Origin of the sequence: Sphingomonas flavalba (genome assembly GCF_004796535.1) — a bacterium.
Lineage (GTDB): Bacteria > Pseudomonadota > Alphaproteobacteria > Sphingomonadales > Sphingomonadaceae > Sphingomonas_L > Sphingomonas_L flavalba.
Genome location: NZ_SPHY01000008.1, coordinates 81958 through 94347 on the forward strand (window position 1 = coordinate 81958; position 12390 = coordinate 94347).

The 12390-nt window shown below is 71.8% G+C and carries 9 protein-coding genes and 1 tRNA gene; 4 read left to right on the plus strand and 6 right to left on the minus strand.

Translation table 11 applies throughout. The features are described 5' to 3' along the window. Nucleotides 1-20: 20 nt before the first annotated feature. Nucleotides 21-335, plus strand: a complete 315-nt coding sequence (cutA, locus tag E4A53_RS09245) for a divalent-cation tolerance protein CutA (RefSeq protein WP_239018237.1) — start codon at nucleotides 21-23, stop codon at nucleotides 333-335. On the opposite strand, the gene mutS is transcribed toward cutA, so the two are convergent. Continuing rightward, nucleotides 326-2896: a DNA mismatch repair protein MutS gene (gene mutS, locus E4A53_RS09250; protein ID WP_136162886.1), complete on the minus strand. Its 2571-nt coding sequence runs from the start codon at nucleotides 2894-2896 to the stop codon at nucleotides 326-328. The genes cutA and mutS overlap by 10 nt on opposite strands. Before the next feature lie 284 nt (nucleotides 2897-3180). Here mutS and E4A53_RS09255 point away from each other — a divergent pair, with 284 nt between their 5' ends. After that, nucleotides 3181-5442: an NADP-dependent malic enzyme gene (locus E4A53_RS09255; protein ID WP_136162817.1), complete on the plus strand. Its 2262-nt coding sequence runs from the start codon at nucleotides 3181-3183 to the stop codon at nucleotides 5440-5442. Nucleotides 5443-5454: 12 nt separating this feature from the next. On the opposite strand, the gene E4A53_RS09260 is transcribed toward E4A53_RS09255, so the two are convergent. The 5 genes from E4A53_RS09260 to E4A53_RS09280 form a co-directional block, all read right to left on the minus strand. Beyond that, nucleotides 5455-6744, minus strand: a complete 1290-nt coding sequence (locus tag E4A53_RS09260) for a methyltransferase family protein (protein WP_136162818.1) — start codon at nucleotides 6742-6744, stop codon at nucleotides 5455-5457. A gap of 42 nt (nucleotides 6745-6786) precedes the next feature. Further along, the gene (locus E4A53_RS09265) at nucleotides 6787-8142 is read right to left on the minus strand and encodes a sensor histidine kinase (protein WP_136162819.1); all 1356 of its coding nucleotides are present in this window, start codon (nucleotides 8140-8142) and stop codon (nucleotides 6787-6789) included. Next, on the minus strand, nucleotides 8139-8858 hold the full coding sequence (locus E4A53_RS09270) for a response regulator (RefSeq protein WP_136162820.1): 720 nt from the start codon (nucleotides 8856-8858) through the stop codon (nucleotides 8139-8141). The genes E4A53_RS09265 and E4A53_RS09270 overlap by 4 nt, the downstream gene beginning before the upstream one ends. Before the next feature lie 406 nt (nucleotides 8859-9264). Continuing rightward, nucleotides 9265-9338, minus strand: a tRNA-Gly gene (locus tag E4A53_RS09275). Between the two features lie 91 nt (nucleotides 9339-9429). Continuing rightward, nucleotides 9430-9927: a RidA family protein gene (locus E4A53_RS09280; protein ID WP_136162821.1), complete on the minus strand. Its 498-nt coding sequence runs from the start codon at nucleotides 9925-9927 to the stop codon at nucleotides 9430-9432. A gap of 338 nt (nucleotides 9928-10265) precedes the next feature. Here E4A53_RS09280 and E4A53_RS09285 point away from each other — a divergent pair, with 338 nt between their 5' ends. Together E4A53_RS09285 and E4A53_RS09290 are read left to right on the plus strand one after the other, a co-directional pair. Next, a complete protein-coding gene (locus E4A53_RS09285) occupies nucleotides 10266-11213 on the plus strand; it encodes a glucokinase (protein WP_136162822.1) in 948 nt (315 codons plus the stop codon). Then, complete coding sequence (locus tag E4A53_RS09290; RefSeq protein ID WP_206366288.1) at nucleotides 11210-12265, plus strand: YeiH family protein; 1056 nt, start codon at nucleotides 11210-11212, stop codon at nucleotides 12263-12265. Before E4A53_RS09285 ends, E4A53_RS09290 begins: the two co-directional genes overlap by 4 nt. Nucleotides 12266-12390: the final 125 nt, after the last annotated feature.

Genomic DNA, 12390 nt, shown 5'->3' on the forward strand with positions numbered 1-12390 from the left:
AAGCAATGGATGCACAGGTGATGATCTGGTCGACTGCGGCCAACCCGGCGGAAGCGGACGCAATCGCGCGGGCGCTGGTCGCGGAACGGCTCGCCGCCTGCGTCCACACCCACCCGGTCGCCAGCACCTATCGCTGGCAGGGCGCGGTCGAAACCGCGGCGGAGGTTGCGTTGGTCGCCAAGACCACGGCGGCGCTGGCGGACGCAGTGGCCGCCCGCATCGCCGCGCTGCACAGCTATGCCGTCCCGGAAATCCTCGTCACGCCTATCACCGGCGGTTCGCCCGCCTATCGCGCCTGGCTGGCCGAATCGGTCGCCGATCCCGCTCAGGGCTGATCGGCGGCCAGCGCCTTCAGCCGATAGAGCGCGTCCAGCGCCTCGCGCGGGGTCAGCGCGTCCGGGTCGATCGCCGCCAGCGCCTCGGCCAGCGGGTCGGCCGCCGGCTCCGGCGGCGGCGCGGCGGCGAACAGCGGCAGGTCGTCCAGCCCGGCGGCGATCCCGCCGGTCGCCTCGCGCCCCGCCTCCAGCTTCTTCAGCACCGCGCCGGCGCGGGCCAGCACCGCCGGGGGCAGGCCGGCCAGCCGGGCAACGGCCAGGCCATAGCTGCGGTCGGCCGGCCCCTCGCCCAGCTCGTGCAGCAGCACCAGCTCGCCCTTCCACTCGCGCGCGCGAACATGGTGCAGCGACAGCGCGTCGAGCCGGTCGGCCAGCCGGGTCAGCTCGTGATAATGGGTGGCGAACAGGCAGCGGCAGCAGTTGTCCTCATGCACCGCCTCCACCACCGCCCAGGCGATCGCCAGCCCGTCATAGGTGCTGGTCCCGCGCCCGACCTCGTCGAGGATGACAAAGCTGCGCGGCGTCGCCTGCGCCAGAATCGCTGCGGTCTCGACCATCTCGACCATGAAGGTCGACCGCCCGCGCGCCAGGTTGTCCGACGCGCCGACCCGGCTGAACAGCCGGTCGATCAGCCCCAGCCGCGCGCGCGTCGCCGGGACGAAGCTGCCCGCCTGCGCCAGCACCGCGATCAGCGCGTTCTGGCGCAGGAAGGTCGATTTGCCGCCCATGTTCGGCCCGGTCACCAGCCATAGCCGGGCCTGTTCGGTCAGCGTGCAGTCATTGGCGACGAAGCGTTCGCCGGCCCTGCTTACCGCCGCCTCGACCACCGGGTGGCGGCCGCCGGCGATGTCCAGGCAAGGCGCGTCGACGAGCAGCGGCCGGCACCAGTTTTGGGTCACCGCCAGCTCGGCCAGCGCGCTTGCCACGTCGAGCCGGGCGAGCGCATCGGCAGTGGCGGCGATCGCGTCGCGCCGGACAACCGCCAGCGCGATCAACTCCTCCAGATGCGCCGCCTCGGCCGCCAGCGCATGCGCCCCGGCCTGGCCGACGCGCAGCGCCTGTTCGTGCAGGTCGGGCGCGTTGAAACGGACGACACCGGCCAGGGTCTGGCGGTGGGTGAAGCCCGAATCCGCCCGCATCAGCGGCTCGGCATGGCGGGCCGGCACCTCGACATGGTAGCCGAGCACCGCATTATGGCGGATCTTCAGCGCGGCAATGCCGGTCTCGCCGCGGTAGCGCGCCTCCAGCTCGGCGATCGCGCGCCGCCCCTCGCCGCCCTGCCCGCGCAGCGCGTCGAGCGCGGCATCATACCCCTCGGCGATATACCCGCCCTGCGCCGCGTCGAGCGGCGGGCTGGGCACCAGCGCCCGCGCCAGCCGGTCGACCAGCGCGCCATGCCCGTCAAAGGCGGGGAGCAGCGCCTTCAACAGCGGCGGCATGGCGTCATCATGCGCCAGCCGCTCGCGCATCAGCCGCGCCTCGCCCAGCCCGTCGCGCAACTGCGCCAGGTCGCGCGGTCCGCCCCGCCCGGCGACCAGCCGGCCGAGCGCCCGGCCGATGTCGGGCAGCGCCCGCAGCGCGGCGCGCATGCCGTCGCGGGCGCCGCCGTCGCGCACATAATGGTCGACCAGGTCGAGCCGCTCGTCGATCGCCTGCCGGTCCATCAGCGGCGCGCCGATATCGGCGGCGAGCAGCCGCGCCCCCGCCCCGGTTACCGTGCGGTCGATGCAGTCGAGCAGGCTGCCCGCCCGCCCGCCGCCGCTCGCCCGCGTCAGCTCCAGGCTCTCGCGGGTCGCGGCGTCGATCGTCATATGCGCCGCCATGCCGCGCGAAACCGGGCGCTGGAGGAAGGGCAGCGCGCCCTTGCCGGCATGGTCGAGATAGGCGACCAGCCCGCCCGCCGCCGCCAGTTCGGCCCGACCGAACTGGCCCAGCCCGTCCAGCGTCGCCACGCCGAACAGCGCCTTCAGCCGCGCGGCGCCGCCGGCGCTGTCGAAATCGGGCTTCGGCCGCGCGACCGCGCCGGGCAGCGCGAAGCCCTCCGGCACGATGACTTCCGCCGCGCCGTAGCGGGCCAGCTCCGCGTCCAGCGCTGCCCGGTCGATCGCGGCGATCTCGAACCGGCCGGTGGAGATGTCGGCGGCGGCCAGCCCCAGCATGCCGCCCGCTTCGCCCAGCGCGACCAGCCAGTTGGCGGCGCGCGCGTCGAGCAACGCCTCCTCGGTCAGCGTGCCGGCGGTGACGAAGCGGACGATCGCCCGCGCCACCAGCGCCTTGCCGCCGCGCGCCTTGGCGGCGGCCGGGCTTTCCGTCTGCTCGGCAATGGCGACGCGGTGGCCGGCGCGGATCAGCCGGGCAAGATAGGCTTCGGCGGCGTGGACCGGCACGCCGCACATCGGCACCGGCCGCCCGTCATGCTCGCCGCGCGCGGTCAGCGCGATGTCGAGCGTTGCCGCCGCCGCCTTCGCGTCGTCGAAGAACAGCTCGAAGAAATCGCCCATCCGGTAGAACAGCAGGCAGTCGCCGGCCTCGGCCTTCAGCGCCAGATACTGCGCCATCATCGGAGTCGGGGCGGTCGGCTTGGCGGCGGGCATTGCCGGGGGCATAGCCCCCCGCCGCCCGCCCGTCATCCCTCGGCCGCATGTTTTCCGTATCATCCGCTTGCGGCGACACCCGCCCGCCGCCTAGAGTTTGCCCGCCTTAGGCGGCACCAGCCCGCTCCCCCACCCGGCCTCCCAACGGCAGTATCATGTGGGAGGCCGGGTGGGGGAGCGGGCTGGTGCCGATTCCGCTTGAAGCGGACAAACTCTAGACCGATGGCATAGACAGCAGGAGAGGGGAGCGCATGACCGAAGGGGCCAATGTCGAGTTTTCGGAACGCGAAGCGCTGCTGTTCCATTCGGAGGGGCGGCCGGGCAAGATCAAGATCGTCGCGACCAAGCCGATGGCGACCCAGCGCGACCTGAGCCTTGCCTATTCGCCCGGCGTCGCGGTGCCGGTGCGCGCGATCGCCGCGGACCCGGCAACCGCCTATGACTATACCGCCAAAGGCAATCTGGTCGCGGTGGTCAGCAACGGCACCGCCATCCTCGGCCTCGGCAATCTCGGCGCGCTCGCCTCCAAGCCGGTGATGGAAGGCAAGGCGGTGCTGTTCAAGCGCTTCGCCGACGTCGACGCGATCGACATCGAGCTGGCGACCGAGGATGTCGGCCGGCTGATCGACGCGATCGAGCTGATGGAGCCAAGCTTCGGCGGCATCAACCTCGAGGACATCAAGGCGCCCGAATGCTTCATCATCGAGCAGACCCTGCGCGAGCGGATGAACATCCCGGTGTTCCACGACGATCAGCACGGCACCGCGATCATCGCCGCCGCCGGCATGATCAACGCGCTGCGCATCACCGGCCGGGCGATGAAGGACGTGCGGGTCGTCGTCAACGGCGCCGGCGCCGCCGCCGTCGCCTGCACCGAGCTGGTCAAGGCGATGGGCGTGCCGTCCGGCAACGTCACGATGTGCGATTCGAAGGGGGTGATCTGGCAAGGCCGGACCGACGGCATGAACCAGTGGAAATCCGCCCATGCCGTCGAAACCGATGCGCGCAGCCTCGCCGACGCGATGCAGGGCGCCGACGTGTTCCTCGGCCTGTCCGTCGCCGGCGCGGTGACGGCGGACATGGTGCGCGCGATGGCGGACAAGCCGATCATCTTCGCGATGGCCAATCCGGACCCGGAGATCAGCCCCGACGAGGTCCACCGCATCCGCCAGGACGCGATCGTCGCGACCGGCCGGTCGGACTATCCGAACCAGGTCAACAATGTCCTCGGCTTCCCGTTCATCTTCCGCGGCGCGCTCGACGTGCGGGCGACGACGATCAACGACGAGATGAAGATCGCCGCCGCCCACGCCCTTGCCGACCTCGCCCGTCAGCAGGTGCCGGAGGAAGTGGCGCTCGCCTATGGCCGCGCCCACAGTTTCGGCCCGGACTATATCATCCCGGCGCCGTTCGACCCGCGGCTAATGGAGGTGGTGCCCGCCGCCGTCGCCCGCGCGGCGATGGATTCCGGCGTCGCCACCCGGCCGATTCTCGACATGCCGGCCTATCGCCAGGCACTGAAGGCGCGGCTGTCGCCGACCACCTCGGTGCTGTCGCTCGCCTATGAAGGCGCCCGCGCCCGGCCGAAGCGTGTGCTGTTCGCGGAAGGCGAGGAGGAAGTGGTGCTGCGCGCCGCGATCCAGTTCGCCGACGGCGGCTACGGCGTGCCGGTCCTCGTCGGCCGCGACGACGTCCACGACCGGCTTCGCGCCCTCGGCATCGACGATCCGGGCCGGTTCGAGGTCCATAACAGCGTCAACTCGCCGCTGGTCCCGGCGATGGTCGACCGGCTGTACGAGCGGCTCCAGCGGCGCGGCTATCTGCGTCGCGAATGCCAGCGCATGGTCAACCGCGATCGCGACATCTTCGGCGCGCTGATGCTGCAGATGGGCGAAGCGGACGCGATGGTGACCGGCGTCACCCGCACCTACGCCCAGTCGATGCGAGAGGTGAAGCGGGTGCTCGACCCGGCCGAGGGCAAGGTGCCGTTCGGCCTGCACATCATGGTCGGCCGCGCCCATACCGTGTTCATCGCCGACACCACGGTCAACGAGCGGCCGACCGCCGAACAGCTCGCGGACATCGCCGAGCGCACCGCCGCCGTCGCCCGCCGTCTCGGGCAGGAGCCGCGCGTCGCCTTCCTCAGCTATTCCAGCTTCGGCAATCCGCCGGGCAAGTGGCTGGACAACATGCGCGACGCCGTCGCCCTGCTCGACCAGCGCCGGGTCAGCTTCGAATATGAAGGCGAAATGGCGCCCGACGTCGCGCTCAATCCGGAGGTGATGAAAAGCTACCCGTTCAGCCGCTTGTCCGGCCCGGCCAACGTGCTGGTCATGCCCGGCCTGCAATCGGCCAACCTGTCGGCGAAGCTGCTGCGCGAGCTGGGCGGCGATTCGGTGATCGGACCGATGCTGATCGGCATGGAACGCCCGGTGCAGATCGCGCCGATGGGCGCCAGCGCGTCGGACCTGATCACCCTGGGCGTCCTCGCCGCCGCCGGCATCGCGCGGTAGAGTTTGTCCGCTTCAGGCGGAATCGGCACCTACCCGCTCCCCACCCGGTCGCCCGCCGATCCACCGGATCAGGCGCGGCACCGGCGCATTGCGCTCCATCCACGCCGAATAGGCGCGATAGGCCGGGTCGGCGCCCAGATGCGCCTCCTCGGTCCTGGCCCGCCACCAGTAGACCCCGGCGACGACGGCGAGCAGCGCGGTGTTGCGGGCCGCGTCGACCAGGCTGCCGGTCGTCGCCAGGAACGGCAGGGTCGACAGCCACCAGAAGAGATTCTTCGACAGATAGGCCGGGTGGCGGCTCCAGCGGTACGGCCCATGGGTCAATATGCCGCGATGGGTCAGGTTGGAGAAACGCAGCCCGAACGCCACCGTCGCCCAGGCGTAGACGGCGGTCAGCAGCACCAGCACCGCGCCCAGGACGGCTGCTGGCAGCGGGTGGCCGGCCAGCCAGTCGGCCCAGTCGCCGGTGCCGCTGTGGTAGTCGAGCGGCCCGCCATTCGCCATCAGCACGAACGGCGGATAGCAGATCAGCGCCGCCACCCAGCCGGCCATCGTCGGCTCGGCCGAGCGGATATGCGCGTCGAGCGGCCGCAGCGTCAGCACATAGCCGACGGTCGCGACCTGCACGTCGATGACGAACATCGCGGTGATCAGGTAGCGCGCCAGCGCCACCGGGTCGGCGAACGCGTCGCGCCACGGCGTCCGCACCACCTCGCCGAACCCGCCCGGCACGATCGACAGCATGAACGCCAGGAAAAAGCCCTTGACCGCCCATTGGCGCAGATGCGCCCGGATCGCCGGCCCGTCGCGCCCCGCGCCGATCAGCCAGGCGCCGAACGCATAGGTGCCGTCGCGCGGCTCGACCAGACGCCGGTCGAGCCATAGCAGGTAGGGGACGGAGAACAGGACAAGGAACGGCACCGCCGCGCCCAGTACCCGCATCGCAAAGGCATAGTTGCCGTCCCAGTACCAGCGCGCGACCATGTAGACGACGGCAATGCCGCCCCATGTCGCCCACAGCCCGGCCAGCTTGACCAGGCTGATGTCGATCGCCTCCCGCCACGGCCGGGGCGGCGCGTCCCAGGCGATGCCGGTCGACGCGCGGCGGTGGACCTTGTCGACAGCCAGCGACCAGACGACCATCGGCGCGCCGCAGCACAGCAGCGCGACCAGCGCCGAATAGGGTCCGTCCATGCCGAACAGGCGCGCGACCGCGATCCAGGCGGCGAGGCCCGCCAGCCCGGCGATGCCGACCGCGCCGCTGACGGCGGACGGCGGACAGGGATCGCCCGCGCGGCTCATCGCTCCGCCGATAGAGCGGATAGGTAAGCAAGCGGTGAAGGGTCAGCCGGCGGCCGGCAGCCACAATGTCGCGCGCAGCCCGCCTTCCGGCCGGTTGGCCAGACTCAGCCGACCGCCATGGCCGGTGGCGATCGCCCGCGCCAGCGCCAGGCCCAGCCCGGCACCGCCGGTGTCGCGGCTGCGCGATCCTTCCGCGCGGGTGAACGGCTCGAACATCCGCTCGATGTCGTCCGGCGGGATGCCGGGGCCGTCGTCGTCAATCTCGACGATCGCGCCGCCGCTTTCGGCCCGCACCCGCACCCGCACCCCGCCGCCATATTTGATTCCGTTCTCGATCAGGTTGCGCACCGCGCGGCGGATCAGTGTCGGCCGCATCGGCACGGTCAGCCGGTCGCTGTCCTCCGCCGTCACCGGCGCGCCCAGGTCGAGGAAATCGTCGACGACACTGTCGACCAGCGCCGGCAGGTCGACCAGCGCCGGCGGCTCGCTCGGCCGACCGAGCCGCGCCAGCGACAATATGTCGTCCAGCGTCCGGTTCATCTCGTCGATCGTCGCCGCCATCCGGTCGCGCTCGGCCTCGTCGTCGACCAACTCGGTGCGGACGCGCAGCGAGGCGAGCGGAGTGCGCAGGTCATGGCCGATCGCACCGAGCATCCGGTCCTTCTCGTCCAGCATCGCCGCCAGCCGCTCGCGCATCAGGTTGAACGCATGGACAAGCTGGCGGATGTCGGCGGGCCCGCGCTCCCTCACCGGCGGCGCGGGCGCGGCGCTGGTGAAACTGTCGGCGGCAATACGCAGGTCGCGCAGCGGCCGCGACAGTCGCCAGACGAACCACAGGACCGGGAGCAGGATGAAGCCGTAAAGCAGGATGGTCTGGAACAGCAGCCACAGCACCACGCGATAATCGTGCGGCGGGAATTGCGAGACGGCGGTAACCCAGCGCCCTTCGGCCAGTTCGGCCGACAGGATCAGCGCGTTGCGGCGCGGCCCCTCCACCCGGCGCAGCGTCGCCGTCGCGGGATCGCGGATATAGCGATATTCGCGGCCCATCGCCTCGGCCGCCTGCATCCGCTCGACGCCAAGGCCAAGCTCGGTCAGCGTCTGGCCGGCGCGGGCGACGACGTCGGGGCGCTTGGGCATCGCCGGCAGGATCGGGCTTCGCGCGGTCACCACGACCATCGGTTCGAACCCCGGCGGCCGCGGCGCCTCGGCGCGGGCGACCAGCTCGGCCAGCCGGGCGATGGCGACGGCGGTGGTCTGCTGGGTGCGCTGGCGCTCGCTGGCGCGCAGTTGCAATCCGAAATTGACCGCCTGGGCGACGAGCAGCGCCGCCGCCAGCAGCAGCGCCATCTGCCGGGCCAGGCTGCGCGGCCACAGCCGCTGAGCCAGCCGCCTCAAAGCCGGGTCACGTCGGCGGCCAGCGTATAGCCGCCGCCCCATACGGTCTTGATCAGCGCCGGGGCCTTCGGGTCCTCCTCGATCTTGCGGCGCAGCCGGCTGATATGGTTGTCGATCGCCCGGTCGAACGCATTGGCCTCGCGCCCCTGCGCCAGGTCGAGAAGCTGGTCGCGGCTCAGCACCTGGCGCGGGTGGGTGGCAAAGGCGAGCATCAGGTTGAACTCGCCGGTCGACAGCGGCACCGTCACCCCGTCGCGGTCGACCAGCGCGCGCTCACCGGCCTTCAGCACCCAGCCGGCAAAGACATAGCTCTGGGTCTCCGGCGCCTGCTGGCGCACGCCGCCGCGCGCCGCCCGGCGCAGGATCACCTTGATCCGCGCGACCAGCTCGCGCGGGGAAAACGGCTTCACGACATAATCGTCGGCGCCCATCTCCAGCCCGACGATACGGTCGGTCTCCTCCGCCATCGCGGTCAGCAGCACCACCGGCAGGTCGCTGGTCTCGCGGATATGGCGGCACAGGCTGAGGCCGTCCTCGCCGGGCATCATGATGTCGAGGATGACGAGGTCGATCGCATAACCGGCCAGCCGGTCGCGCGCCGCCGCCGCATCGGCCGCCTGGGTCACACGAAAGCCGTTGCGCGCCAGATAGGCGGCGAGCGGCTCGCGGATCGAGCGCTCGTCGTCGACCAGCAGCAGGTGGGGCCTTTCGTCCATCGCCTTTCCTTACCCGCCCCGAAGCGAAAACGCGACGGCGGCCGAATACGACGAGGGCTCCGCCCCCGGGGTGGAGGGGCGAAGCCCTGATCGGGTCCATGTCGTGTCCGCTGCCGGGGCGGGGTGGATCCCGGCGGCGGGGCGCCGGCGGCCGCGACACAGGGGGAAGTCGCGAACCGCCGGCTGTGGAAGGCTCGGCAGGGGTCAACCACCGGGCTTCCGACACCGCGACCCGAGCCTGCTCACGCTCTGCCGCGGTGAAACGCTACGTCCGGGTCGGGGCGGAGAGGGGAGGCTCCGTCGAGACCCGCTGTCTCGATGGCACCGTTATCGCCCTGCCCTGTCGCGCGAGTATGTCGGCACGGCAGAAAATTGTCGCAATTTGTCGCAAAGCGGACGGCGGGGCTGGAGCGGGTAGCGGGGATCGAACCCGCATCACAAGCTTGGAAGGCTAGTGCTCTACCATTGAGCTATACCCGCATGCCCGCGCCCGCGCGAAGGCGCACGCCCCATGCCATCCCGGCGGCGGTCGCGTCAACGCCGCGCGAACGCCGACGGCAGCGGCCCCGCTTCAGCGCACGCGCGCGGCGGTCGCCTCGATTTCGACCAGATACTCCGGCCCGGCGAGGGCGGCGACCTGCACGGTCGACCGGGCAACGCTGTTCGGATTGTCGGCGGAGCCGAAGAACTGGCGGAAACCCTCGTTCATCCCGTCGAAGTCCATCCGCCCGCCCAGCTTCGGATCGCCGACCAGATAGACGGTCAGCCGAACGATGTCGGCCATCTCATACCCGCGCGCGGCAAGCACCGCCTTGATCCGGTTCAGCACGCTGATCGTCTGGGTCCTGGTGTCGCCGAAACGGGCCGCGCCGCTGGCGGCCGGGTCGGCCGGCGTCGCCACCTGGCCGCTCAGGTAGAGCATCTCCGCCTGCGCCGGCACGGTGACCGCGTCGAGGATCAGGCTGGGCGCCGGCTTGGCATGGCGTTCGATCGCCTGAGCCTGGGCGCCGCCGGCTGCTAGGCTTGCCGTGGTCGCCGCGAGCAGGGCGGTAAGCAGATATCGGGGCATGGCCTTCTCCTCCGGGTGGGCGGGGCGCCTGTTTGCGCCGGCGCCCGTTGCGATGCTGTCGGTCGGATCGATAACGGAACGAAACGGTGTGGAACGACCTGGCGCGCCCCGGCGGACCGGGACCCTCGCGATCGGCCACCACGCTACCGGGCCGCCCGGCCGTCGTCAACGCGACGACGGTTGCCCCGCCGCGGCGCGGTGGCTAGAGTCCGTTCGCTTTAGGCGGCACCAGCCCGCTCCCTCGCCCGGCCTCCCACAAGATACTGCCGTTGGGAGGCCGGGCGAGGGAGCGGGCTGGTGCCGATTCCACTTGAAGCAGACAGACTCTAGGCAACCGCATGGATATCGTCGCCGTCGACATCGGGGGCACCAATGCCCGCTTCGCGCGCGCCGTGCTCATCGCCGGCGCAGCGCCGGTGCTCGACCCGCCGTTTCGCTACGACACCGCCGCCTATCCCGACCTTGCCGCCGCATGGTCCGCCTTCCTGCGCGATTCGGGGATGGCGCCGCCGCAGGGGGCGGCGCTCGCGCTCGCCGGGCCGGTCGGCGGCGACACCATCGCGCTGACCAACGGCAACTGGCGGATGCGGCGGGACGCGCTGGCCGGCGCACTCGGTGTCGACCGCCTCGTCCTGCTCAACGATTTCGGGGCGATGGCCCATGCCGTGCCGTGGATCGACGCCGCGCACAGCCGCCACCTTGCCGGGCCGAACGATGCGGCCGTCGGGGTGACGACGGTCATCGGCCCCGGCACCGGTCTCGGCGTCGCGATCAGCCTGCGCCGGGGCGGCACCCACCAGGTGATCGAGACGGAGGGCGGCCACATCGCCTTCGCCCCGCTCGACGCGGTCGAACAGCGGATCGCCGACGCGCTCGCCGAGCGCCACGGCCGTGTCTCGGTCGAACGGCTGGTCTCCGGCCCCGGCCTGGTCGCGATCCACGAGGCGCTGGGCGGCGCCCCGGCCGAGGCGCCAGCGCTCTGGGCCGCGGCGATCGACGGCGGCGATCCGCTCGCCGCCACCGCGCTCGACCGGCTGGTGCTGGCGTTCGGCGCGGTCGCCGGCGACCTCGCGCTGGCGCAGGGCGCCGATGCGGTGCTGATCGTCGGCACCCTCGCCAACCGCATCGCCGATCGGCTGGCCAGCCCGGCCTTCCTCGACCGCTTCGCCGCCAAGGGCCGGCACGAGGGCCTGATGCGGCGCATCGCCATCCGGCTGTGCACCCACCCCGAACCCGGCCTGCTCGGCGCCGCCGCCGCGTGGCAGGCCGCCCACCCGCTGCCTTGACCCGCCCGCCGCGCCCTCTGCCCGCCGCCGCCGACCTTTACGGCGACCTGCTCGATGTCGAGCCGCCGAGCCGGCCACAACGCCTCTCCGCCTATCTGCCGGGGCTGGCGATCACCGGCGTCGCGGCGCTGGCGGCGGCCTGGCTGTCGGAACATTACCACGCGCCGCTGATGCTGATGGGCCTGCTGATCGGCCTCGCGTTCAACTTCGTCAACGGCGACAGCCGGCTGCACCCCGGCCTCGGCTTCGCCTCGCGCACCCTGCTGCGCTGGGGGATCGTGCTGGTCGGCGCGCAGGTGACGCTGTGGCAGATCGGCGCGCTCGGCTGGGCCGGATTCGCGGCGATCGCGGCGATGGTCGCGCTGGTCACCGCCGCCGGCGCGCTCGCCGCCCGGCTGCTCGGCCTAGGCGCCGCCTTCGGCACGCTCGCCGGCGGCGCGGTCGGCATCTGCGGCGCATCGGCGGCGCTGGCGCTGGCGACGGTGCTCGGCGAAAAACGGATCAACCAGGCACAGCTGACGCTGGTGCTGGTCGCTGTCTCGGCGGCAAGCGCGCTCGCCATGTCGCTCTATCCGGCGCTGGCCGGGCTGGTCGGCCTCGACAACCATGCCGCCGGCTTCCTGATCGGCGCCTCGATCCACGATGTCGCCCAGGCGCTCGGCGCCGGCTATTCGATCTCCGACAGCGCCGGCCAGACCGCCGCGATCGTCAAGCTGACCCGCGTCGCCATGCTCGCCCCGGTACTGGTCGTGGTGGCGATGCTGTTCCGGGGGGAAGGCGGGCGGGTGTCGGCGGGCATCGCCATGCCGTGGTTCGTCGTCGGCTTCCTGCTGCTCGCCGTCATCAACTCGTTCGTCGCGCTGCCCGCCGCCACCGCCGGCCTGGCGCGGAAGGGCACGGCGGCGCTGTTGCTGATGGCGGTCGTCGCCACCGGCATCCGCTCGCCGATGCAACTGCTTCTCGCCCAGGGCTGGCGCGGTTCCGCCCCGGTCATCGCCGCGACGCTGGTGTCGCTGGCACTGGCGATGACGGTGGCGCTGACTTTGTTGTAAAGAGGCGGCGCCAGCCCGCGCTCCCACCCGGCCTCCCATCGACGATACACTGAGTGGGAGGCCAGGTGGGAGCGCGGGCGGAAGCGCTCAAGGTTCCGGCGATGCGCAGCATCGTTGGAATGGCG